This window comes from Ochrobactrum sp. BTU2, from assembly GCF_024539785.1.
GTDB classification, from domain to species: Bacteria; Pseudomonadota; Alphaproteobacteria; order Rhizobiales; family Rhizobiaceae; genus Brucella; species Brucella anthropi.
The window spans coordinates 14,194-36,909 of the sequence record NZ_JAHWRG010000006.1 but is presented as its reverse complement, the minus strand read 5'-3'; the positions used below and the strand labels follow the sequence as shown (position 1 = coordinate 36,909).

Here is a 22,716-nt window from a genome sequence, read left to right as displayed (position 1 = left end):
CAGAACGGTTGTCCGTCTGCGGCAGAAAGAACTTGTCAGCGTCGGTTTGGTGCCTTGTGACTTTAGGCGTGCGCTTCCTCGACATGGTTCAGCGCCTTCTGCTGCTTGTAGGCAGCGGCCTTCACCGCGGCCTGCACCTTTTCAAACGCACGCACTTCGATCTGGCGCACGCGTTCGCGGCTGATACCGAACTCGCTGGAAAGGTCTTCCAGCGTCATCGGGTCGTCCGAGAGGCGGCGCGCCTCGAAAATGCGGCGTTCACGGTCATTCAGCGTATCCATCGCCTGTTCGAGCATGGAGCGGCGGTTTTCCAGCTCGTCCTGCTCGATCAGAACCTGCTCCTGGCTGCTGCTGTCATCGACCAGCCAGTCCTGCCATTCGCCGGATTCGCCTTCCGAAGCGCGCAGGGGCGCATTCAGCGACGCGTCACCGGACAGACGGCGGTTCATGGAAACCACTTCGTCTTCGCTGACCTTGAGCTTGGTTGCGATCTGCTTGACCTGATCCGGGTTAAGATCGCCATCATCGAGCGCCTGAATCTTGCTCTTCATCTTGCGCAGATTGAAGAACAGGCGCTTCTGATTGGCGGTCGTTCCCATCTTCACAAGGCTCCAAGAACGCAGGATATATTCCTGGATCGAGGCCTTGATCCACCACATGGCATAGGTGGCAAGACGGAAACCGCGTTCAGGTTCAAAACGCTTCACGGCCTGCATGAGACCGACATTGCCTTCGGAAATTACTTCACCAATCGGCAGGCCGTAGCCGCGATAGCCCATGGCGATCTTGGCCACGAGACGCAGGTGGCTTGTCACCAGCCTGTGGGCAGCCTTGGGATCGGTATGTTCGTGGTAGCGCTTGGCCAGCATGTATTCTTCCTGCGGCTCAAGCATGGGAAAGCGACGAATTTCTTCCAGATAACGGGTAAGGCCACCGTCACCGGACGTGATGCTTGGGAGATTCATCTGGGCCATAGAGCACCCTCCTTTATAATTTCAGGTTCCCGTTTGGCGAACCTGTCGCGGGGGCTGCCTCCTGCACTTCCCTCTCGCGAGCCCTCATATATAGGCATGATTTTGGCGAAAACACGATCCTTTAACTCATGAAACAATCTGTCACTACAATGTGAACGCTGCTCAGGGCCAAAGGTTGCGTGGCTGGAGCATCTTCTGCATTTCCTGAAACACAGAAAATACCCTGTCTTTTTATTTTGCGCGCATCTTGTCCCGAAAACCGGTTCCCACTTTTCGGGATGCGCTTTGGTCTGAAATGAATTGTTTTTTGCGGCAAGAGAGCGGCTTTCACTGCAGCCGCGCCCCCCGATCTTGATGATGGAAACAGCCTGTTGTTTATCAGCTATCCATCCTTTCGGCCAACCACGATAGTTGCCAGTATTATATAGAATGCTTCCGGAAATTTTCCAGGAGGTGCTCCATATCTTCCGGCACCGGCGCTTCGAAACGCATCAGTTCCTCCGTGGCCGGATGGGTGAAGGCGAGCAGCCAGGCATGCAGTGCCTGCCGGTGGAAACCGCGCACGGCCTCTTTCAACGGTTCCGGCAGCTTGTTGGCCTTGGTCTTGTAGGCGCTGCCATAGTCCATGTCGCCGACAAGCGGATGGCCGATATGCGCCATGTGCACGCGGATCTGGTGGGTGCGGCCGGTCTCAAGGCGGCATTCGACGAGCGAGGCCAGTGCGGTTGCATCTTCAAGGGGGGCGAATTTTTCGACCGTCACATAATGGGTGATGGCGTGTCGGGCATCCTCGCGCTCTTCATTGACCACGGCCTGCTTGGTGCGGTCGCGATGCGAGCGTCCAAGATGCGCATCGATGAAGCCCTGCGGGCGCTCTGTCATGCCCCAGACGAGTGCGAGATAGGCGCGTTCCAGATCGCCGGTGCGGCCATGGTCGGCAAATTGTTCGCTCAAATGCCGATGCGAACGGTCATTCTTGGCCACGACCATGACGCCGCTCGTGTCCTTGTCGAGACGATGAACGATGCCGGGGCGGCGAATTCCACCGATGCCCGACAAGCTATCGCCACAATGATATATAAGGGCATTGACGAGTGTTCCCGTCCAGTTGCCGTTGCCTGGGTGAACGACAAGCCCGGCGGGCTTGTTGATCACGATGAGATCATCATCCTCGTAAAGAATATCGAGCGGTATGTTCTCGGCGATGGGTTCGGCTGGTTCCGGCTCAGGCAGCACGATGGCGATTGTCATGCCTTCGCGCAGCTTTTGCTTGGCTTCACGGGCGGGTGCGCCGTCGATGGTCACATGGCCTTCGGCAATCAGGGACTGAACGCGGCTGCGCGAGAGTTCCGGCCCCAATGCTGCGGCCAGCCACTGGTCGAGACGCTTGCCTGTGGCATCGGAGTCGGTCGTAAGCTCTTTCACTCGTGTCTTTCCTTTAAGAGAATGGGCCTCTATGAGAGCGGGCGTGTTTTAACGAAATCGTCAGAACAGCTCTATCTCTTGGTTTTACCGCATTTATGCGGCGTCAAATGTTTCCATTTGGCTGCAAAATGCTCTATCACGCGGCACACGCCATAACATGGCGAAGTTCGAACCGGAGTCGTTGAATGCAGGATCCACACTATCCGAGATACCAGAATAATCAGGATTCAGGCTATCAGGACTATCAGCAGGGCTATTACCCGGAAGAACAGGCCGAGCCCCAGCTTGATCCAGCCATGGAACGTGTGCGCCGCAAAATGATCCGGCTTCTGGCCGTCTCCATCGGTGTCATGCTGATCGGTCTTATGGCCGTGCTTGTCGCCGTTGTCTACAAGATCAATCGCGCGCCGGAAACCCCGCCAGCGGAAGAAGCCCGTTCGGATATCCCCGGACAGGCTGCGTCCGCTCCGGCAAAGCCGGAACCGCCGAAGCTGATCGAATCGCAGATCAACCTGACGCCGGGCACCCGTCTTCTCTCGCAAAGCCTTTCCGGCAATGAACTTTCGCTGGAAACCCTGCTGCCGGATGGCGGTACGGAACTCATCATCTATGACTATCGCGAATCGCGCATCATCGGGCGCATCAAGCTCGGCAATGTCGAATAATACCAAGTCGCGTTGAGTTTGACTCACCGAGACTTGGTTAAGCCCGTGCGGCGACTGAGCATTTTCAGGGCGTGGATAGCGTTAGCATCTCAGCGCCCTGCTATGAAGCGGATAGAGGCTGATCAGGGCGGCATGATTGCCGCCTTGTTTGTTTCTCCCTTCGAGGATTGCACTTTTTCTCTTTGGCGATTATATCAGCGACATGGCTTAAGCGCCCATCGTCTAGCGGTCAGGACGGCGCCCTCTCACGGCGCAAACAGGGGTTCGATTCCCCTTGGGCGTACCATCACTTCTTCCGGAGACAGTATTTTACACTTTCGCGGATGCGCGTTAGGGTCGATCCCGACAAGAGATCAATCAGGCGCGGAGGAACGATGAGCGTTTCAATCAAGACCGGATCGGCGAACCTCATCTGTGATGGTATCGATAAAGGTGCGGTGGAATATAGCGTCGCTATTCCCGATGACGGCGTGGACCTCACAAAGCGCGGCAAGTTCTGGGGCAGCAAGGATGCAATATCCGACGCGATGGGGGCATCGGCGGTCGGCCTCCGATCACATGAAGGCGACATCTATCCGGTGGCAGTCAAAGAGCTGGATCGTGATGGAGCTGCGCTCTTCACGGTACTTGCACCAGCTGACTGACGATCACTGGCAATGGCTCTGGATAAAGCGGGTACGCACCGATTAGTGCGCAAGCGGGACTGGTGCTTTTCTGCTGTGGTGTCGCTGGCTTTTGGTGCTGCGACGGCACTCATATTCTTCTATATCGTGCTTTTTGGCGTCGGCGATGATGGATATATTGTCATATTCAGCATCTATACTGCGCCTGTGGCGATAGTCTTCGGCCTTTGGGGCCTGTTTTACTGGCGCAGTTTTGTTGCGGTCATCGGCCTCTTCCTCTGTCTGTCTCCGCTCATCTATCTGAGCATTTTCTGATTTTTCCATGCCCTTCATTCGTGGATTTGGGAGAAGAGTTCCGCCGTTGCGGAACTCTAAACAAGGGATCACTTCTTGACGGGAGGCGGATCAAATTTAGTACATGCGTAATAGCCATTCCGGCATTTCTTGCAGATGCCCATGTCGCATTGGCTTACGCAGTCAGTACCCGTGGCGTAATAGCATTGGCCAGACTGTCCGGGAACTATCAGCAGACTTGCGGTCTTGTATGGCGTCGGTAGTTTTGTTTGGTTTGGCGCTATATTGCCGTTGGACTGGGCCATCGCACCGAAAGACGTGAGAGCTGCAATTGCCATTCCAAAGAATAAGATTTTTGCTTTCATGAATTTCTCCGTAGTTACCGGATAAGCGTATTTCACAATCCGATACAGCGCATTCGCAATAGAACGGGAGACAAAAAGTAGCGCTAGATCACAGATGATTACATGAGCGTTTTGGCGGCGAAGTCTGGACGTTATATTCGGAAAATCTGCAATTATCCCGTGTTCGCGGGATATGAATGTTGCGCGTGCTGGTGGTAAAGTTAATGCATGTGGAAAAATGGATCGAATATTTATCCTCAAATCCATAATGCTGTCCGGGTGAAAGGTATTCTTTCCGAACCTTTCTCGCCTAGAGATGTGCGCCGGGTTGCTCCAGGCTGGCCTTATTCCAGATACTTCTCGTTCCTTGCCGAAAACTGCACAGACAACCAACCGGAAGGCAACGCGCTTTTCGTGCGGGTGGGCAGGGGACAATACCATCTGAACGACAAGGCTGTCGGGTTCGAATTCGAACGGTTAGTGGATCTTAGTCACTAAAGTACATTCACAGGAATGGGTTGGGGAGATTGGGGTTGGTCCAGTTGCAAAAATTTGCAACTGGCGGTGCGACGGTGCATAATCGGGGCATGAGTGAATCATACAAGAAACCCGATTATGAACAGGAACTGCGCCAGGCAGGTGTCCGCATCACGCGGCCGCGCCGGATCATCCTGAACATATTGACCGAGACGGAAGATCATCCCGACGCGCTGGAGATTTTTCGCCGCGCGGTCGAGATCGACAGCAGCATCTCGCTTTCGACCGTTTATCGCACGATGAAGCTTCTCGAAGAACGCGGCGCCATCCACCGGCACGCCTTCGCCGGAGGGCCTTCGCGTTTCGAACAGGCAAGCGGCGCGCATCATGATCACATCATCGATATGGATTCCGGCGATGTGGTGGAATTCCGCTCCGACAAGATCGAAAAACTGCAGGAAGAGATCGCCCGATCGCTCGGTTACGAGATTGTGCATCACCGGCTGGAACTTTATTGCAAAAAAATACGAAACTGACGGAACCAAGTTTCTTCTGCGGCGTTAAGCGCGCATGAAGGTCGTGACCCCGCCCCCACAACGCGGCCTTCAGAGTTCGCCTCAACCTCCCCGCACGAGGCGAGCGGCGAGAATGCCGCGCTAACCGTCAAACGTTATGCAGCTGGCGTTCCGCAAATTCAGAGCAAGCCGCCGTGGTTCAGGCCCAGGTCTGACCATGGCGGCTTTTTTTGTGGCCGTTGAGGAGCTAGCGCCTGATCAGGCGTCGAACTGTTCGGTCGGGATGACGAGCGAATAAACGGCCCCGGTTCCGTCGATACGATAATCGGCGTGACCATTGACGGAGGCGGGGACGATGCGTTGCAGCACCGCGCTGCCGAAGCGCGGATCGTGCTCGAAAACCTCGGGCATTGCCGGATTGGTTTCTTCCCAGCGGAATTCCAGCCTGTCATCGCCGCTGGCGACATGGATGACCTTCGCCGAAATCTTTACCCGGCCATAAGGGATCGAGAGGCCGCCGAAGGAAGTGGCGTTGACCACCAGTTCATGCAGCGCGAGGCCGACATGCAATGCGGCGCCTGGGAACAGATAGGGATTGTCGCCATCGATGCTCAGGCGTTCGTCGCTGACGTCGATATATTTTTCGACCTGTGAATGCACGAGATCGCGAAACAGTGCGCCGCGCCAGTTCGAATCGGTCACCAGATCCTGTGAATAGGATAGGGACTGGATGCGTCCGCGGAACTTCAACAGAAAGTCGTCGATGGAATCGGTGAAGCGTGCCGTCTGGCTGGCAATGCTTTGCACGATGGCCAGAAGGTTCTTGGAGCGATGGCTGACTTCACGCAAGAGGGTCTTCAGCACCTGCTCGCGTCGCTTCAGTTCGCTGATTTCAATAGCCGTGGTGACAAGGCCCAGTATATTGCCGTTATCATCACGATCGCAGTCGATGTGAAATTCGATCCAGCGCAGCTTGTCGCCATCATTGATGGCGATCTCCACATTCTGCGCTTCGCCGGTATCCAGTGCCGCGCGCTTCGCGCCGTCGAGTTTGTGCAAGGTGACGGAGAAAATGAAATCGCAGTCACTTCCACCGATTTTCCACTTTTCCTGCCAGTAGAGCGGGATGTTTTCCCCCCAGGAATAGATCAGATCGGGTGTCTGGTAGAGAACGCAGACATTGCTGTTGCGCACGGCCCTCAGCAAGGCTCGCAGCCGGGCTGCGTCAGGTTCCGTTTCTTGCAGGGTAACTTTTGCGCCAGCGGTCATGTCTGCCCCGATTATCCCGCAACCGAATTCAGAGCATTTCCAGCAAAAGTGCGAAGCGGTTTTGCGTAGGAGAATGCGACGAAACAAATATTTGGGTCGCGCATTGGCAAAGCGGCAAAAGCTCCGGAAAAGTTATGCGGAAATTTGCGTGCCATGGCATCCATTTCATCGACTGGTCGGCGGGTCTCGATCGAGCGATCGTCTTGTGATCCTTGAACTGGCCCGAATTCTGGAACCGATAAACCGCCGCATGACGTGATGCGGCGGCGAATTTCATTAAGAAGCAATATAGGCTGGTGAGTCAGAAGGTCAAAAACAGCCTTTGATTTTATATCTGTTACGCCTTGCGGATCGCCGAAGCGATGAGCGAAATAACGAGCAGAGCAAGGAACACGAAGAACAGAATCTGCGCTATACCGGCTGACGCACCAGCGATGCCGCCGAAACCGAGCGCACCTGCTACGAGTGCCACCACAAGAAATACGAGCGCATAATAAAGCATGTCCGGTCTCCTTTTTATTGTGTGAAGGAGAAACGACATCCAGGCCAGGTTGGTTCCGTGCTTCCGGGTAAATTAAGGCGCTCACAACTCTAAATACTCATGTCAGGACCTAAGGCGGTGTGATTTGGCGGTGTATTGAAGCGCCAACATTAAACTCCCGAAAGCTGTCGCCTTTCGGGAGTTTATGACCTTTGAATTTAAGCTGCGACCTGCGAGGCTTCTTCGAAGAAGAGTGCCTGGCTGATCAGCGCCTTCACCATATCCGGATTGAACGGCTTGGTGACGAGGAAGGTCGGTTCCGGGCGCTCGCCGGTCAGCAGACGTTCCGGGAAAGCGGTGATGAAAATAACTGGGATCGTGTCGTTCTGCAGAATTTCATTCACTGCATCGATGCCCGAGCTTCCATCGGCCAGCTGGATATCAGCCAGAACCATACGCGGCTTTTCCTGTTTGTAGAGCGCCAGAGCCTCATCCTTGGTGCGCGCAATGCCGACGACTTCATGGCCGAGACTTTCCACCATCTGCTCGATATCCATCGCGATCAGCGGTTCGTCCTCGATAATCATGATGCGCGTTGCCACCTGACGCGAAATCTCGGTCGATGCAGCCGAGAGAACACGGCTCAGTTCAACATCGTCCAGTTCGAGAATTTCGGCGGCTTCCTTGTCGGAAAAACCTTCCACCGCCACAAGCAGGAATGCCTGTCGCGGAAGGGGCGCGATATGCGAAAGATTTCTTGCAGCCTGCTGTTCCCATGCAAATTCCGATGCTGGTTCCGGTACGCGAACCGAGGCCGTCTTATAAAGATCGCAGAAAAGGCGATAGAGGCCGATCCGGTCGGACGAGGCGTCCGGAAAAATGCTCACATCGGCAATCAGGGCTTCAAGGGCAGCCGCAACATAAGCGTCGCCGGAAGCCTGGGAGCCGGTAAGAGCACGAGAAAAACGACGGAGATAGGGAAGGTGCGGCGCGATACGCGTCGATAACGTCATGGTATTGGAACTCCTCAACTGCCGCTTTCGTTCATTGAATGCACATTGGCGGACACGGTTCTAGACCCCTCCCGCCCATGCTTTGAGCGCAGCATTATGGTACTCTAAACGGGGCGCTTTGAAAAAAGTTCCGAGATTGGGAGATATATTAGGGAACTTTTTGGTAAGCCGCGCATTTTCCGGACAAGCAGGGGCTTAGATTAATAGGGTAGGGCATTGAGCCCGGAACGATCAAGATATGGCAGAAAAAGAGAACCTTCACATGAACGGAGCCGGGGTCAGGTCGTCCCGTCGCGTTCAGAAGGATATACTAGGACCAAATTGTGAAGTCGGATTGAAACTAAAGGCACTGTACACCTCGATACAGGATGAGACGATCCCGGATCGCTTCCTCGATCTTCTCCAAAAACTCGATCAGGCTGAACAGGAGAGTATGCGTGAACACAGCACCCGGTCCGTCGGTTGAGAGTAATGCACAGTTCAAGCGAGAGCTTCTGTCATCGCTGCCGAGCCTGCGCGCCTTTGCGGTGTCGCTGATTGGCCAGCACGACAAGGCAGATGATCTCGTACAAGATACGATCATGAAAGCATGGGCCAAGCAGGAGTCCTTTGAAATGGGGACCAATATGAAGGCCTGGCTTTTCACCATCCTGCGCAATGAATTCTACACGCAGATGCGCAAGCGTGGCCGCGAAGTGCAGGACACGGATGGCGTGTTCAGCGAACAGCTCGCCGTGCATCCTTCGCAATATGGCACGCTTGATCTGCAGGATTTCCGCGCAGCATTAGAGCAATTGCCCGACGATCAGCGCGAAGCGATCATTCTGATCGGCGCTTCGGGCTTTGCCTATGAGGAAGCTGCGGAAATCTGCGGCTGTGCTGTCGGCACGATCAAGAGCCGTGTCAGCCGTGCTCGCACGCGCTTGCAGGAAATCCTCAAGATCGAAGGCGAAGGCGACTACGGTCCGGATGCCGATTCATCGCGGGCGACCTTGAGAAGCTTTGCATAACGCATGATCAATTGCCCCTCTTTCCCATGAAAGGGGGGCTTATCGCGCTAAAACCTCAAACCTTCGCCTGTTTTCGCCCACAACGATTGCTTTTTATCCTGCCACTTGTAGGTTAGCAGCTGCTGATATTTCCTGTCGGCAAAGTGATCGTTTGTTTGTGGGTTGCGTTCTTGCCATCAGCCTTGTTGCAAAAACTGCTTCAATCGTCATCGAAGCCGGTTGCGGTTATCGTTTCGCTCGGCCTTGTGCTGCTGTCGGCCATCATGACGTTGTTTCTGTCGTCCGGGGTCAATCATCAGGTCGTCGATATTTCCCGCAATTATGCGTTGCGCCAGCAGGTCGACAAGGTTGCGCGCCTTGCCAGCAATATCGAGATGAGCCGTCGCGGCTATCTTCTGACGCTGGATGAGACTTATCTCGATCTGTATCGCAATACGATTCTGAGCGTCGACAAGACGCTTGCCGACCTCGAAGCCCTGACAGATCAGAGCCCGCTGCAGGATGCGCGGGTTCAGCAGATCCGCGCGCTGGTCGAACGCGAACAGGAAGATGTGCGCGAGACGGTCAATCTTGCCCAGTCGGGTGATGTGGCGGCAGCGGTTGAAAAAGTGCGCGGCGATGAGGGCAAGGTGCTGATGGATCAGCTTGCCAATACAGTCACGCAATTCATCGATGCGGAAGAACAACAGCTTCTTGAACGCAACAAGCGGATCAACCGCATGCGCTACTGGATGACGGCGACGTCTATCGTGGCGCTGGCTTCAGCTGCCATGCTGGCGCTTCTGCTGTTCAGCCGGGTTCAGCGTTATGCGCGGTCCATGTTCGAGGGGCAAACGGCGCTGCGTTCGGAAAAGCAATTGCTGGAACAGCGTGTGCAGGAACGGACCGCCGAGCTTGAGCACGAGCGCCGCATCGCCGAGCGGGAGCGCCAGCGGGTCGAGCTTCTGCTGCAGGACACCAATCATCGCATCGGCAATTCATTGGCCACCGTTTCATCCCTGCTTGGCCTTCAGATGCGGCAGACGCGCAGCGAGGATGCTCGCGCGGCTCTCGCAGCCGCTCGCGATCGCGTCCAGACGGTATCGACAGCGCATCGGCGCTTGCGTCTGGGCGAGGATATGGAATCGGCCCGCGTCGACGATTTTCTCGGAACCGTCATCAACGATATCCGAACCGCTATCGGTCAGGATCGCAAGATCGAATTTTCGACCGATTTCGCGCCGCTTGATCTGAAGGCGCGCGATGTGACGACAATTGGCATCATTCTGGGCGAGCTTGTCACCAACGCGATCAAGCATGCTTTCAAGGGACGTCCGGAAGGGCATATCCGGATCAGCCTGAAGCCGGGTGAAGATGCAATCCCGGTGCTGGTCGTGGAAGATGACGGTGTGGGCTTCGACAAGGACAAGCAGAAATCCGGCGAGAAGAACGGTCTCGGTACGCTGGTGATCGAACAGCTTTGCATGCAGTTCGGCGAAAAGCCCGTCTACTGCAAGACCGATGATGGTGTCGGAACCAGAGTGATTGTCCGCTTGTCGTCGCTGGTGGATTGAATTTGACGTTTGATATCCGTCCGATACAAATCTCGTTTCAAACGTCAAATTCGAAAAATCCAGTAGATTCATGAGACCACTAGCCGAAGAAGGCGAAATGCCGGTTGGCAAATAAAGCTGGCGGTGAAGGCGGAAAACAAAACGCCGGCTTGAAGCCGACGTTTTTGCGTTTGCTTGAAGCTATCAGCTCTGCGGCGGGCGCTTTTTCTTGTCAGAAAGCAGCGAGACCAGAGCAATGCCTGCAAGCGGCAGGGCGGCGGCGAGTATGGGCCGTTTGAGGATGGCAGGCACGGTCGCGATTGCTGCCGCTGCTACCATCGCCGATTTGTCCGCCTCCATTTTCTGCTTGCGCTTTTTGGCCTCGGACGCAGCCTGAATTTTCAGGACTGCGAGAATGAGAAGCGCCGCGATCAGCGACAATGCAGCGAGAATGAGAGCCGCCAGCGGCCCGCCATAGTTCTGCGCCAGTGCCAGAAAGGCGGCGACGCAGAAAAAGGTGATCGCGATGATTGCGAAGACGGCGATGGCCGCACCGAAAATCGCTGCACGTTTCGTTTGACCCGCGACGAATTTCAGTTCTTCGCCTGCCATCGCAGACAATAGGGGCATGAGAGCTTTCAGCATGATCCGCCTCAGCGGCGCGAGAGCAGGGCCAGCAGATAGCCGACGCCGAGTGCAGTGGCGAGTGCGGCAATCGGGCGTTCGCGCACCGTTGCCGTCAGCTGGGCTTCAACATCCTGTGCCTTGTTGCGCAGATCATCGATGGCGTCCTCGCCCTGAATATAAGCGCTCTTGTAGGTTTCCTTCGCACTGCGTTTTGCGTCGCGGACGGTCTGCGAACCGAGATTGGCAAGTGTTGCCGCAATGGCAGCGATATCTTCCTTCAGCTGCTCGACCTGGGCCTGCAGGTCTTCCGTGCTGGCATCGGTCAGCGCTTCCTCGATCTTTTCTTCGATCTTGCTCGTTTTCGCGGATGCACGCGCCATATCAGCTCTCCTGTTCAGTCTCTGGTTATCGTTTGGATAACGTGCGGCTGGCTTAATGGTTGCATGCCAAGCCATCAGCGGCAACAAGACCAGCCGGTTGTTGCAAGTCATGGTAAATGGCAGGGTAAATGGCGGGAAAGTGCGGAAGCACTACAGATAATGCCTCCGCAAATATCGTGAAGCCTTACTCCGCTTCGCCATGAAGGATCGTGCCTTCCGGGTCCTTCTTGTAGGCTTCGTCCGAATAGGCGGACTGTGCCTGCAGCTGTTCTTTGGTGAACTGCGTGAAGACGTTCAGCTTGTCGTCCTTGCCGGTAGCAACGTCGAGATTGGCGATGGAAACGGCCACCGGCTTGGAATTGATGCCAAGGAAACCGCCCACGTCGACAACGAATGCCTCTGTCTGCCCGTCGGCGGTCATCAGGACATCGCCGACCGTTCCGATCTTCGTTTCATCCGCACCGAAAACCGTGGCTCCGATGAGCTTGTCCGCACTTAGTCCCTCGGAGGGAACCGGCTTCATGCCATCAGGCATGATTCTGTCCGCCTTCTGCGTGGTAATGGTCTTTTCGGCGGCTGGCGGTTCGGCGCGCGGTACGCCATCTGCTTCGAAAGCTGCGCTGCGGTCGAATGCCGGCGCCTTTTCGAGCTGTTCCTTGGTGGCGTCCACGATCAGCCAGCGCTTACCGTCTTCACGAACCACCCACGACACGTGATCGAAGCCGATTGCGACGTTCTTTTCCCCGACACCGAGAAAGCCGCCGACCCCGATCACCACCGCCTGCGGACTGCCATCGGCACCGAGGATCATGTCATTGACCGTCCCGATATTCGCGGCATCGTTGGATGGGCCGTTATAAACCGCCTGTCCGATGAAGCCTGACACCAGAAGCTGGCCGGGGGACGCCACGAAATACCCGTTCTCGCTGGCAATCGGCTTTTCCTGTTTCTCGTCGGAGAAGATCGGTGAACCACCCTGCGCGAAGGCGGGCAAGGCAATCAGCGCGGCAAGAGCCGTGGAGGCGAGAAGTCTTTTCATGGAAACTCCTGTCGGTAATTAAGGCAAACCGAAGGCGAGAGGCAATCTCACCGTCTACAGGAGAAAAAACGAGGGGAAACGGTTTCCGTTCCGCTCAAAATCTGTGTTATTCAAACGTCAAAATTGTGAAACCCGCGTCTTTTCAATGGCAAAAATGGGGCAAACAACGCTTTTGAGTTGAAAGTTTCTGGCTCAAGCAAGCATCAGGCCAGTATCAGGTAAGCCGCACCGGCCAGCATGATAAAGGCCAGTCCCACATGTGATGGCTTCAGCGAACGCTGTTGTACCGGCAGCGGATCATCATTTCCTGCCATGGCAGTACGGGCCGCATGTTCAAGTGTCTGGATATCCTTGAGCATCATAGGCATGTCCTCCGGATTCCGGCTTGGCCGGAACTGCATTTCCTCCCGAGCACCCGGAATTTGTTCTTAAATCCAATCCTCAAGCGCTGCGGTTAACCATATCAGGTCTGATTTGGCACGAATGTGCAACTGGCAAAAAGCCGAGAGGCGAAAAATGTTCGCTAATCCTTGGATTGCAAGACGAAAATGCCCTTAAAATGAAAACATGACTTGCGCCATCATGTTATTGGGAGTTAAGAAGAGGCCCAACAAGCGGCGCGACGGCCTGCATGAGGGTTTAGTCATGTGCTCGCGGATTTGAACAATCAAAAGGCGATCAAAATGACTGGTTTCTGGCGAAAAGGCTTCATGGCTGCGGCGATGGGCATCGGCTTGCTGGGTGCGGCTTCTGCATTGGCCCAGGACGTAACCCCATCGACGAATGCCCCGGCCGCCCCCGCCGCAGAGGCGCCTTCCAGTTCTGCACCAGCCAATACAGCGCCTGTCGCTGCTCCGGCGCCTGCGAACGAACCGGGAGCGTCTGCCCCGGCCGCAACCACACCGGCTACGGCACCTTCGCCTGAACTGATCCAGTCCCAGACAGCTGCGCCTGCTGCTGCACCTGTCGAAAGTGAGAACGGTTTGATCCTTCCGCACGACCTGTCGCCATGGGGCATGTTCATGGCTGCGGATTGGGTCGTGAAGGCCGTGATGATTGGTCTCGCGATCGCTTCGCTCGCCACATGGACGGTCTGGGTCGCCAAGACGCTTGAACTGGCCGGTGCGCGTCGCCGTGCTACCAAGGCATTGAAAGTTATCGGTCATTCGGCAACGCTTGCCGAAGCAGTCCATGCGTTGGACGGTGCAAAGGGACCGGGTGCAGTTCTGGTCCGTGCTGCAGAAGATGAGGTGCGCTTGTCGGGTCCTGCGCTGGCGCGCGCCGGTGGCGAAGGCCTCAAGGAGCGTGTTTCCTCGCGCCTGTCGCGTATCGAGGCCAAGGCCGGACGCCGTCTTTCCAAGGGCACTGGCATTCTTGCGACCATCGGTTCGGTTGCGCCGTTTGTCGGTCTGTTCGGCACGGTCTGGGGCATCATGAATTCGTTCATCAATATCAGCCAGGCGCAGACGACGAACCTCGCCGTCGTTGCGCCGGGTATTGCCGAAGCCTTGCTTGCAACTGCCATCGGTCTCGTCGCAGCTATCCCTGCTGTGGTTATCTACAATGTGTTCGCCCGTTCCATCACCGGCTACCGGTCGCTGCTGGCCGATGCTTCGGCAGGGGTCGAGCGCCTTGTCAGCCGCGATCTGGATTTCAGAACGGCCGGTGTGCGTGAAGGCACGCTGCACGCAGCGGAGTAGGCACCATGGCTGGTAAAGTTCGCGAAGGCGGCGGTGACGATCTCGAGCTGAACCACGAGATCAATGTGACGCCATTCATCGACGTCATGTTGGTTCTGCTCATCATTTTCATGGTGGCAGCGCCTCTGGCGACTGTGGATGTGAAGGTGGATCTGCCTGCCTCGACGGCAGCGCCTGCACCCCGTCCCGACAAGCCGCTTTATGTGACCCTGAAGGACGATCTCAGCATCAGTGTCGGCAATGACACCGTTGCCCGCGAGCGCCTCGGTGTGGCGCTGGACAGCCTGTCGGAGAAAAACAAGGAAGCGCGTATCTTCCTGCGTGCCGACAAGAATGTCGGCTATGGCGAATTGATGCGTGTGATGAATCTTCTGCGTGAAGCCGGTTATCTGAAGATTGCGCTGGTCGGTCTTGAAACCGTCGGTGCGGATCAGAGCGGAGCCGCACCCACCGGTGTGCCTGCGCAACCGGCCCCCGCCTCGCAAACTCCCGCAGCGCAGGGAGCCGCGCAATGAACGCACTTCCGCCCGACCATCCTCCTGTAAAGGTGGCTTCGGCTGACACTCATCATCATTCCTTCTGGCATGATGCGGGGCGCTGGCTCGGTGCGGGTATTCTTGTCCTGACCGTTCATGCTGCCGGTGCCTATGCCATCCATATGGCGCAGGAGCAGGATCAGCCTGACGGTTCGCAGGTTGCCGCCATGGTGGTGGAACTTGCGCTGGAGCCGGAAGCGCCGATGGAAGAACAGGTTGCGGAAGAAGCCCAGCCGGAAACGGCTGAAGCACCGCAGGAACAGGCAGAGCCGGAACCGGCCCCGCAGCCAGAACCGGTGCAGGAAGAACCGACACCACCTGAACCGGAAGAGGTGAAACCGCCCGAGCCTGAGCCGGAACCACAAGCCGTTCAGGAACCGGAAGAAGTCATTCCGGATGTGGTCGAGGCAGAAAAGCCCGAAGTGGCTGTTCCGTTGCCGGTCGAAAAGCCGGAAGTGAAACCGGAACCCAAGCCGGAGCCGAAGCCAGAACCGAAAAAGGTTGAGAAGCCGAAACCGGAAAAGCCGAAGCAACCTAAGGTCGAGAAGCCCAAGCCCAAGAAGGCCGAGAAGGCGCCAGAAACCCGTCAGGCTGCTGCGCCGCGCATGGATGCAGATGCGGGCGAGAAGGCTGCTGCGAACCGTCGTGGCGAGAATTCTGCGTCGGCGGGCGTCGCCTCCAACAAATGGCAGGCGAAGATGAATGCGCATATGGCGCGTAACACGCGTTTCATGCAGCGCAAGGCACGCAACGCCAAAGGACGCGTGGTCATCAACTTTGTGATTGATCCGTCTGGCAACGTGCTTTCGGTCAAGCTGGCCGGTTCGTCCGGTAATTCGGAGGTCGATCAGCTTGCACTGGAAGCAGCGCGTCGAGCTTCGCCTGTGCCTGCCCCGCCGGCAGCCATTGCCAAGGCGCGTATGCCAATCACCTTGCCGCTGCTGTTCAAGTAAGCAATGCAGAATGCATTATCTGAAAGGCCGGTCTGGAGATCAGACCGGCCTTTTCATTTTCTGCCGATTCAACATTACTCCACAAACCCGAAGATCGGGCCGTAACCGCCGTGCCACGAGACATCATTCCGTCCCAGCGCTGGAACGTAAATGCCAGCGCCGCCACCGCCATCCAGAAACAGGGCGTTGGGGCATTGGAGATGGTCTCGAAACAATTTTGCGAAATCGTGGAAATTGACCGCGTCTTCGCTGACTGCGAATCGGATCGCGCCGCCACTGCAAATGCCGACACCGCTGCGCCGGGTCTTGTCGGTTGAGCCGACGATGAAAATCGGATTGATCCGGTTGCGGATAACCAGCATCGGCCCGGACTGGGTGGCCAGTTGCGGCTTGATCTTTTGTTTCAGAAAACGGCCTGTCGGCAGGATTTCGGCACCCTTGTCGCCGAGGTAGAAGATGCCGTTCGGCTTCTTGTAAAAGTTCGGTACGGGCCCGGACCCACGAACAGGTGTCGTCTTGCTTGCCGGGCGAAGCTCACGGCCATTTTCGACGTAGAGACCCATCGGCGAAAAATCAGGCTGATACATTCCGGCATTGAGCGCGAAAACGAGTGTCTCACCGCGGCTTGCGGCAGCGTCGGCTATTTTCGAAAAATTGCGATAGGGCTCGTCGTCGCCATTTTTCCAGAACAGATGCAAGCTTGTGCCGTCCGCCTTTGCATCGCAGATGATGTAGTTTGTACTTTCAAAGGTTTGGCGGTTGCAGGTCTCCGTGCGGCCGGGCTGCGTCAGCGCAGCTATAGCAGCGAGCGCTATGGCTGCGACGGAGAGGCCTCGCTTCAGGAGAATCATCGCTGCACTGCCTTCCAATCAGTGTTTTTCTATTCAGAAGACAGTGCCACAGCCGGGAGCAGGCGAGAAGCCTTGCGCGCAGGCAGGAAACCGAAGATCAGGCCAGTGGCGAAAGCACAGGCGAAGGCCAGCAGGACGGGTCCCAAGCTGTAGCCGACTGAAAGCCCGGCCCAGCCTGCGACGGCAGCAGCGCCCAGTCCGATCACGACGCCGAACGCCCCGCCAATGGCCGATACGGTCAATGCCTCGGTGATGAATTGCAGCAGAATATCGCGCCGCCTTGCGCCGGTTGCCATCCGCACGCCGATTTCGCGGGTGCGCTCCGTCACGCTCACCAGCATGATGTTCATGACCCCGATGCCGCCGACCAGAAGCGAGATTGCAGCGACGGAACCCAGAAACAACGTCATCGTATTGCCCATCGCCGTCGCATCCTCGCGGATGGAGGACATGTTGGTTATCATCGTGTCCTGCTTCTTGTGGCGCTGGTCGAGCAGGTCCTGAATCTGTTCCTGCGTCGTGTTGATGAGGTCGGAATCCTTCACCTGCACCGTGATGGTGCGCACGTATTTCTGGCCGAACAGCCGCAGATTGCCGGTGGAGAGCGGTACGATCACCACGTCGTCCTGATCCGAGCCGCCAAAGCCTGCGCCCTTCGGTTCCAATGTTCCGATGACCTGAAACGGAATCTTCTGGATCAGGATATACTGCCCGATAGGATTGCTGCCATCGGGGAACAGCGTGTTGACGACCGTTTTGCCCAGAACTGCGACCGGCGCATAGTTGTCCAGATCGCTCTGGCTGATGAAGTCGCCGGTGGCAACCTTCCACGATTTGGCTTCGGAAAAGGCAGGGACAGTCCCGTTTGCCTGCGACTGGTAATCGACATTGCCACGCCGCAGCGTCACGGTGCCGGTGACTTCGGGGACGGCGGTTTTGATGTTCGGCAGTTCCAGAATGGCAGTGGCATCTTCGGGGACCAGTGTCGCTATCGAGCCTGTTCCCCGGAAGCCCGCCATGGACGGACGTACCAGAATGAGATCGGTGCCCATCGCATTGATGCGGTCGAGAATCGAGTTCTGCGCACCGGTGCCGATGGCGAGCATCGTCACAACGGAACTGACGCCGATGATGATGCCGAGGAGAGTAAGGATCGTTCGGAAGATGTTGGCCCGCAAGGCGCGCATCGCCATCTTCACCGCTTCCGAAATATCGGCGATGCGGGCGGAACTGCCTTCAAGGCTCTCCCGCAACCGGAACGGCGCCTGCGTATCGGGAATAGCTCGTTTTACCGTATCCGAAAGGATCTGGCCGTCGCGGATTTCGATCAGCCGGTCGGCGCGTTCGGCCACTTCGCGGGCATGTGTGATGACGATGACGGTATGACCCTGCGCGTGCATGGAGCGCAGCAGTTCCATCACATCTTCGCCGCTCTGGCTGTCGAGTGCGCCTGTCGGCTCGTCGGCAAGAATGATGCGCCCGCCATTCATGAGTGCACGGGCGATGGAAACGCGCTGCTGCTGGCCGCCTGAAAGCTGGTTCGGGCGATGATCGAGGCGGTCACCGAGTTTCAGCGAGTTGAGCAATTCGGCGGCACGCGCATGGCGCTCCGATGCGGGCAGGCCTGCATAGATCGCGGGCACTTCGACGTTTTCCTGCGCGGTCGAGGTCGAGATGAGGTTGTAGCTCTGGAAGACGAAGCCAAAGGTTCGGCGACGCAATGCTGCCAGCGCATCGGCATCCAGTGTCGAGACGTCCTCGCCGTCGAGCAGATATTGTCCGCCGCTCGGGCTGTCGAGACAGCCCAGAATGTTCATCAGCGTCGATTTGCCGGAGCCCGACGCGCCCATGATCGCGACGAACTCTCCAGCCTGAATATCGAGCGTGATGCCGTGCAACACCTCAACAGCAAGGTCGCCATTGTGATAGGTCTTGCGGATATCATCCAGTCTGATGAGGGGCGTGTCAGTTACGGGATTTTCGGTCATGAGACGGCTCATCAGAACAGGCGCATGCCGGGCCTGCGGCCACGCTGTCCTGCGGCGGCTTCAGCTCCGCTGGACGCGCTGGTGACGACGACCTTGTCGCCTTCCTCAAGGCCGCTCTTGATCTCTGTCTGCACGCGATTGCGCACGCCGATCTGAACCTGACGTTCGGTGATCGAGCCGTTGTCGCTCACGACCTTGACCGAAATCTGCGGCTTGCCTCTCTGGTTCTGGGGGCCTTCGCGCTTGTAGTTCAGCGCGGAGGAGGGGACGATCAACACGTCCTTCGCCTCATCGAGAATGAAATAGACCTGTGTGCTCATGTTGATCATCAGCTCGCCGGTCGGGTTCGGGACGTCGAACAGTGCATAATAGAGCACGACATTGTTCTCGGTCGCAGGCGTCGGCTTGATCTGGCGCAGCGTGCCGGTAAAACGCTTCTCCGGCTGGCCAAGCAGGGTGAAATAGACCGGCATTCCGGGCTTCAGCCTGCCGATATCGGCTTCCGAAACCTGCGCTTCCACCGTCATGACCTTAAGATCGGCCACGGTAACAATGGTCGGCGCGCTTTGCACGGCATTCAGCGTTTCGCCTTCCTTGGCGGCCTGATCGACGACTGTGCCTTCCATGGGGCTGTAAATCTTGGTGTAGCCGAGATCGACCTTGTCGCTGGCAAGCTGGGCTTCCTGCTGGCGGATTTGCGCGCCGAGCGCCTTCACATCCGCATCGGCCATGGCGAGATCGGCATCGGCCTGATCAACGGTGGATTGCGATACGCCGCGTGTGGCCAGAAGCGAGCGTTGGCGTGCCGCATTGGCCTTTTTCAGGGTAAGCTGAGCTTGCTTGCTGAGAAGCTGTGCCTTGAGATTGTCGAGTTGAGCGCTTGATATTTCCACCTTCTTCTCAAAGGGCGATGGATCGATTTCGGCGATAAGCTCGCCCTGCTTGACCTGATCACCCACTTCGACTTTCACGCTTTTAAGCTGGCCCGAGACCTGCGCGCCGACATTGATGCTGCGCAGCGCGCTGAGTGTGCCGACGGCGGTAATCGCGTTTTCGATATCGCCGCGCGTGACCGTTTCGGCGAGATAGCTGGTCTTCTGGCCCCCAGCTTCACCGGAGCCGTAAAAATACCAGCCCGCGCTGGCCACGATTGCCGCGATGGGAAGCCAGAGCCACCAGCGGCGCGCTTTGCTGCGCGCGCGCTTCTGCGAAGGTGCTGTTCGCTGCCCGGTTTTGGAAGAATCGGAAGATGTAAGCACCGTCAAACCCTCTAACTTTCAGAACCTCCGATCTCCGGAGATTTATCAATATGTCCCGCCAATTCTCTGTCGCATACAACCAAAGCGAGACAATACTTGCCCACTATGGATTGCTAACGGGATATCTATGCTTCTCCGCTCAGGATTTCATCTTAATTATTTGTCATGCAATAATTGTCGGTGACACAAAGGGATGGATGCTTCTGGTTCCTTCCGGTCATGGTGCGAAAGCAAGCGATGAAGAGAACCAAGTTGGCACCAATATACAACTTGCAGTTATTCTTTTGGAAGTCGCAAAATAAAACAGGATTCTTAAAGTAATTAAGTGTTCTTAAATTATCTCCTGATTAAATAAGATCGGGAAATCACATCTGAAAGTAGATGGAAGAATTTAGAACGTGACCTGTCCGCAAAGGCGGATGGTCGGCGCATGCATGATGCATGTTGCTTCGAATTGACGTGGGAATAAGGTTTCAATGCTCTTTGACGGGAGGGCAAATGGCTTACCTTATTATGGGGCGAAAAAGGTTTTCATTCATATCGGACAGGTTTTCAAACCTGCATCGAAGAATACCTTCATTGTTATTTTTCAAGCGAAATAAAAGCGGCACGGCAGCAGTCGAATTTGCAATATTGGCGCCGGTTTTTCTTCTGATCCTGATGGGTATGATCGCCTTCGGTCTTTATCTGGGCGTGGCGAATGCCGTCCAGCAGCTTGCGGCAGATGCCACGCGGACGGCGCTGGCGGGTATCGATCCCCCAGAGCGGTTGACGCTGGCGACAACCTACATCCAGAAAAACGCGGCAAAATATTCACTGATCGATCCAGCCAAGATGCAGGTGAGTGTCGACAATGCCCAGTCCGATCCGAACCAGTTCACGGTAACGATCCGCTACAATGCGCAAAACCTGCCGATCTGGAACCTGATGACGGGGCTGCCGCTTCCAGACACGACCATTACAAGGGCATCGACGATAAGGCTTGGCGGAATCTGACACAGGGTGGGGGTATTCGATATGCGGGGTCTGGTATCGCGTTTCCTGCGTGCGCGGGGCGGCAATCTGGCGACAATGGCGGCGCTGGTATCCCCCATATTTCTGGCGGTGGCGGCTTTCAGCGTGGACACAAGTTCGCTGTTTCTGGAGCGGCGCCAGCTGCAGAGCATGGCGGATTTTGCCGCCGTTGCCGGTGCGGCTTCCCTTTCGCAGGCCAATGATGCGGTACTGCGGCAATTACGGGCGAACGGTCTTGATCCGGTGCTGATGACCGGCGCTTACGATCCGTCCGTCGTCAACGGAAAGACCGACAACAAGACGCGTGTCTGGGTGGAGAAGGGCAATTATTTCCCCGATAAAAGTCGTGCGGTTGAGAAGCGTTTTGTCGCCGGTGGTACCAGTCCCGATGCGGTTCGCGTCCGGCTGGCACGTCCGGGCAATCTCTATTTTGGTCAGGCATTCATCAATCGCCCCGCGCTCGGCGCTACCGGCATGGCGGCCACGAAGGCGGAAGCCGCGTTTTGGATCGGTTCGCGATTATTGAGCCTGAATACCGATCAGAGTGTGTTGAACGGACTTCTCGGTGGCTTGTTGGGGACCACCCTCAATCTGAAGCTTGTTGATTACAATGCACTCGCGGCAACCGATATCAATCTGCTCGGCTTTCTGGACAAGCTGGCTCCAAAGGTGGGATTGACGGCCGGGACCTATAACCAGCTGCTAAACACGGATGTTTCAGTCGGGATGCTGGCAAGCGTTATGGCGGAGGTCACAACGAGTAATCCAGCAGCAAAGGCTGCTCTGACCCTTCTCGGGAAGAACGCCGGTGCGCTTAACACGAAGCTACCGGTTGGAAAATTGCTAGGCCTTGGATCAATAGCCGACGCATCGCTCGGATCATCTAATAACTACAATATCACCGCTAACGTGCTGCAGATGATAACCGCAGCGGCAATGTTGGGGGGAAACAATCAAATCAAGCTTGGTCCTGGGCTAAGCTTGCCTGGTGTACTTACGCTTAAACTGGACATTGCCGTTGGAGAGCCAGCACAAAAGACCCCGTTCTTCACTGTTGGAGGGGTAGGTGCTTTGGTCCGCACTGCACAGATACGCCTGCTTCTGGAACTTGAGGTCGGCAATAACGGTATTGTTTCCTATCTGGCCAATGTTCACGTGCCGATCTTTATTGACGTGGCGAGCGGTGAAGCCGAACTCAAAAGTATAAGCTGCCCGCAGGGACCCGGAAGTGCCACGGTAAAACTTGGTGTTAAACCGGGCGTGGCCGGTGTCTATCTTGGCGATACCGATATCGATTTGATGAAGAATTTCAGCAAAACGCCGACCGTCAAGAAGACGGCGATCGCCGTAGTGAAATTGGGACCTCTGGACATAGCCGAGCTTCGCGGACGTGTTGAATTGCCGCTTGGCAATCCTAAGCAGGAAATTGTGACCTTTACTCCTGCCGATATTGCCGCCAAACGGATCAAAACCGTGGGGACCAACCAGCTCGTGGGGTCGCTTTTTGTCGGGCTGGTAAAGGGGCTTGATCTCGAGGTCGTTTTGATAGGATTGCTGCCTTTGCCTCTGCCCTTGAGTGGGCTTACCCAGCTCCTAGGCACCTTGCTAACGCCTTTGGGCCCGGTGGTGGATGGCCTGCTTTTCGGGGTGCTGGATATGCTCGGGGTCAAGATTGGACAAGCCGACGTTCAGGTCACTGGCGTACTTTGCCAGCGCGCGGCTCTGACGCAATAAGAAATCGGCAATA

Annotated in this window: 27 protein-coding genes and 1 tRNA gene; 15 read left to right on the top strand and 13 right to left on the bottom strand. The window is 56.4% G+C overall.

Annotated elements, in window-relative coordinates; translation table 11 throughout:
* Window positions 1-62: 62 nt before the first annotated feature.
* Window positions 63-974, bottom strand: coding sequence for an RNA polymerase sigma factor RpoH (gene rpoH / locus KWJ32_RS18695; protein ID WP_010661355.1), 912 nt, complete (start codon window positions 972-974; stop codon window positions 63-65).
* A 420-nt stretch (window positions 975-1,394) separates the two neighbouring features.
* On the bottom strand, window positions 1,395-2,399 hold the full coding sequence (locus KWJ32_RS18690) for an RluA family pseudouridine synthase (protein ID WP_012091351.1): 1,005 nt from the start codon (window positions 2,397-2,399) through the stop codon (window positions 1,395-1,397).
* 185 nt (window positions 2,400-2,584) lie between these two features.
* On the opposite strand from KWJ32_RS18690, the gene KWJ32_RS18685 reads away from it, so the two are divergent.
* From KWJ32_RS18685 to KWJ32_RS18670, 4 genes are all read left to right on the top strand, one after another.
* Window positions 2,585-3,064 (top strand): hypothetical protein, encoded by a 480-nt coding sequence (locus KWJ32_RS18685; RefSeq protein ID WP_012091352.1) that lies wholly within the window; start codon window positions 2,585-2,587, stop codon window positions 3,062-3,064.
* A gap of 211 nt (window positions 3,065-3,275) precedes the next feature.
* Window positions 3,276-3,350: transfer RNA gene (locus KWJ32_RS18680), tRNA-Glu, on the top strand.
* An 88-nt stretch (window positions 3,351-3,438) separates the two neighbouring features.
* Complete coding sequence (locus KWJ32_RS18675; protein WP_040129098.1) at window positions 3,439-3,708, top strand: hypothetical protein; 270 nt, start codon at window positions 3,439-3,441, stop codon at window positions 3,706-3,708.
* 12 nt (window positions 3,709-3,720) lie between these two features.
* Window positions 3,721-4,002, top strand: a complete 282-nt coding sequence (locus KWJ32_RS18670) for a hypothetical protein (protein ID WP_012091354.1) — start codon at window positions 3,721-3,723, stop codon at window positions 4,000-4,002.
* Between the two features lie 68 nt (window positions 4,003-4,070).
* Here the strand turns inward: KWJ32_RS18670 and KWJ32_RS18665 are convergent, their stop codons facing one another.
* On the bottom strand, window positions 4,071-4,346 hold the full coding sequence (locus KWJ32_RS18665; protein WP_012091355.1) for a hypothetical protein: 276 nt from the start codon (window positions 4,344-4,346) through the stop codon (window positions 4,071-4,073).
* A 207-nt stretch (window positions 4,347-4,553) separates the two neighbouring features.
* Here KWJ32_RS18665 and KWJ32_RS18660 point away from each other — a divergent pair, with 207 nt between their 5' ends.
* Both KWJ32_RS18660 and KWJ32_RS18655 read left to right on the top strand, forming a co-directional pair.
* Complete coding sequence (locus tag KWJ32_RS18660; protein ID WP_012091356.1) at window positions 4,554-4,823, top strand: hypothetical protein; 270 nt, start codon at window positions 4,554-4,556, stop codon at window positions 4,821-4,823.
* 89 nt (window positions 4,824-4,912) lie between these two features.
* Complete coding sequence (locus KWJ32_RS18655) at window positions 4,913-5,338, top strand: Fur family transcriptional regulator (RefSeq protein ID WP_010661349.1); 426 nt, start codon at window positions 4,913-4,915, stop codon at window positions 5,336-5,338.
* Between the two features lie 237 nt (window positions 5,339-5,575).
* Here the strand turns inward: KWJ32_RS18655 and KWJ32_RS18650 are convergent, their stop codons facing one another.
* From KWJ32_RS18650 to KWJ32_RS18640, 3 genes are all read right to left on the bottom strand, one after another.
* A complete protein-coding gene (locus tag KWJ32_RS18650; RefSeq protein WP_012091357.1) occupies window positions 5,576-6,586 on the bottom strand; it encodes a PAS domain-containing sensor histidine kinase in 1,011 nt (336 codons plus the stop codon).
* 337 nt (window positions 6,587-6,923) lie between these two features.
* Window positions 6,924-7,088 (bottom strand): DUF1328 domain-containing protein, encoded by a 165-nt coding sequence (locus KWJ32_RS18645; protein WP_006473348.1) that lies wholly within the window; start codon window positions 7,086-7,088, stop codon window positions 6,924-6,926.
* A 197-nt stretch (window positions 7,089-7,285) separates the two neighbouring features.
* On the bottom strand, window positions 7,286-8,080 hold the full coding sequence (locus KWJ32_RS18640; protein WP_010661347.1) for a response regulator: 795 nt from the start codon (window positions 8,078-8,080) through the stop codon (window positions 7,286-7,288).
* Between the two features lie 238 nt (window positions 8,081-8,318).
* Between KWJ32_RS18640 and KWJ32_RS18635 the strand changes: the two genes are divergently transcribed.
* The 3 genes from KWJ32_RS18635 (at window position 8,319) to KWJ32_RS18625 (ending at window position 10,643) form a co-directional block, all read left to right on the top strand.
* Complete coding sequence (locus tag KWJ32_RS18635) at window positions 8,319-8,546, top strand: NepR family anti-sigma factor (protein WP_012091358.1); 228 nt, start codon at window positions 8,319-8,321, stop codon at window positions 8,544-8,546.
* Window positions 8,518-9,090 carry an RNA polymerase sigma factor gene (locus tag KWJ32_RS18630; protein ID WP_010661345.1) on the top strand — a complete coding sequence of 191 codons (573 nt, stop codon included), beginning with the start codon at window positions 8,518-8,520 and terminating at the stop codon, window positions 9,088-9,090. The genes KWJ32_RS18635 and KWJ32_RS18630 overlap by 29 nt, the downstream gene beginning before the upstream one ends.
* Window positions 9,091-9,260: 170 nt before the next feature.
* Complete coding sequence (locus KWJ32_RS18625) at window positions 9,261-10,643, top strand: CHASE3 domain-containing protein (RefSeq protein WP_012091359.1); 1,383 nt, start codon at window positions 9,261-9,263, stop codon at window positions 10,641-10,643.
* Between the two features lie 183 nt (window positions 10,644-10,826).
* On the opposite strand, the gene KWJ32_RS18620 is transcribed toward KWJ32_RS18625, so the two are convergent.
* From KWJ32_RS18620 to KWJ32_RS18605, 4 genes are all read right to left on the bottom strand, one after another.
* Window positions 10,827-11,267 (bottom strand): hypothetical protein, encoded by a 441-nt coding sequence (locus tag KWJ32_RS18620; RefSeq protein WP_010661343.1) that lies wholly within the window; start codon window positions 11,265-11,267, stop codon window positions 10,827-10,829.
* An 8-nt stretch (window positions 11,268-11,275) separates the two neighbouring features.
* Window positions 11,276-11,629: a DUF883 family protein gene (locus KWJ32_RS18615; protein ID WP_010661342.1), complete on the bottom strand. Its 354-nt coding sequence runs from the start codon at window positions 11,627-11,629 to the stop codon at window positions 11,276-11,278.
* Between the two features lie 184 nt (window positions 11,630-11,813).
* Window positions 11,814-12,668, bottom strand: a complete 855-nt coding sequence (locus KWJ32_RS18610; RefSeq protein WP_010661341.1) for a PRC-barrel domain-containing protein — start codon at window positions 12,666-12,668, stop codon at window positions 11,814-11,816.
* 203 nt (window positions 12,669-12,871) lie between these two features.
* Window positions 12,872-13,030: a hypothetical protein gene (locus tag KWJ32_RS18605; RefSeq protein WP_167375580.1), complete on the bottom strand. Its 159-nt coding sequence runs from the start codon at window positions 13,028-13,030 to the stop codon at window positions 12,872-12,874.
* A gap of 285 nt (window positions 13,031-13,315) precedes the next feature.
* On the opposite strand from KWJ32_RS18605, the gene exbB reads away from it, so the two are divergent.
* Genes exbB through KWJ32_RS18590 form a run of 3 tightly spaced genes read left to right on the top strand, consistent with a single transcriptional unit; the run spans window position 13,316 to window position 15,857 of the window.
* Window positions 13,316-14,368: a tonB-system energizer ExbB gene (exbB, locus tag KWJ32_RS18600; protein WP_010661339.1), complete on the top strand. Its 1,053-nt coding sequence runs from the start codon at window positions 13,316-13,318 to the stop codon at window positions 14,366-14,368.
* A gap of 5 nt (window positions 14,369-14,373) precedes the next feature.
* On the top strand, window positions 14,374-14,883 hold the full coding sequence (gene exbD, locus KWJ32_RS18595) for a TonB system transport protein ExbD (RefSeq protein WP_012091363.1): 510 nt from the start codon (window positions 14,374-14,376) through the stop codon (window positions 14,881-14,883).
* On the top strand, window positions 14,880-15,857 hold the full coding sequence (locus KWJ32_RS18590) for an energy transducer TonB (RefSeq protein WP_012091364.1): 978 nt from the start codon (window positions 14,880-14,882) through the stop codon (window positions 15,855-15,857). Before exbD ends, KWJ32_RS18590 begins: the two co-directional genes overlap by 4 nt.
* A 74-nt stretch (window positions 15,858-15,931) precedes the next feature.
* Here the strand turns inward: KWJ32_RS18590 and KWJ32_RS18585 are convergent, their stop codons facing one another.
* The 3 genes from KWJ32_RS18585 to KWJ32_RS18575 are packed head-to-tail and all read right to left on the bottom strand — an operon-like array spanning window position 15,932 to window position 19,955.
* A complete protein-coding gene (locus tag KWJ32_RS18585) occupies window positions 15,932-16,708 on the bottom strand; it encodes a phosphodiester glycosidase family protein (protein ID WP_012091365.1) in 777 nt (258 codons plus the stop codon).
* A 29-nt stretch (window positions 16,709-16,737) separates the two neighbouring features.
* Window positions 16,738-18,708 (bottom strand): MacB family efflux pump subunit, encoded by a 1,971-nt coding sequence (locus tag KWJ32_RS18580; protein WP_040129099.1) that lies wholly within the window; start codon window positions 18,706-18,708, stop codon window positions 16,738-16,740.
* Complete coding sequence (locus KWJ32_RS18575; RefSeq protein ID WP_012091367.1) at window positions 18,708-19,955, bottom strand: efflux RND transporter periplasmic adaptor subunit; 1,248 nt, start codon at window positions 19,953-19,955, stop codon at window positions 18,708-18,710. Before KWJ32_RS18575 ends, KWJ32_RS18580 begins: the two co-directional genes overlap by 1 nt.
* Before the next feature lie 50 nt (window positions 19,956-20,005).
* Here KWJ32_RS18575 and KWJ32_RS18570 point away from each other — a divergent pair, with 50 nt between their 5' ends.
* The 3 genes from KWJ32_RS18570 to KWJ32_RS18560 all read left to right on the top strand — a co-directional run bounded on the left by KWJ32_RS18570 (window position 20,006) and on the right by KWJ32_RS18560 (window position 22,703).
* Entirely contained in the window at window positions 20,006-20,257 is a 252-nt protein-coding gene (locus tag KWJ32_RS18570) for a hypothetical protein (protein WP_040129100.1), read from the top strand.
* A gap of 277 nt (window positions 20,258-20,534) precedes the next feature.
* Window positions 20,535-20,951 (top strand): TadE/TadG family type IV pilus assembly protein, encoded by a 417-nt coding sequence (locus KWJ32_RS18565; protein ID WP_010661331.1) that lies wholly within the window; start codon window positions 20,535-20,537, stop codon window positions 20,949-20,951.
* Window positions 20,952-20,972: 21 nt separating this feature from the next.
* Complete coding sequence (locus KWJ32_RS18560) at window positions 20,973-22,703, top strand: TadG family pilus assembly protein (RefSeq protein ID WP_012091369.1); 1,731 nt, start codon at window positions 20,973-20,975, stop codon at window positions 22,701-22,703.
* Window positions 22,704-22,716 lie beyond the last annotated feature (13 nt).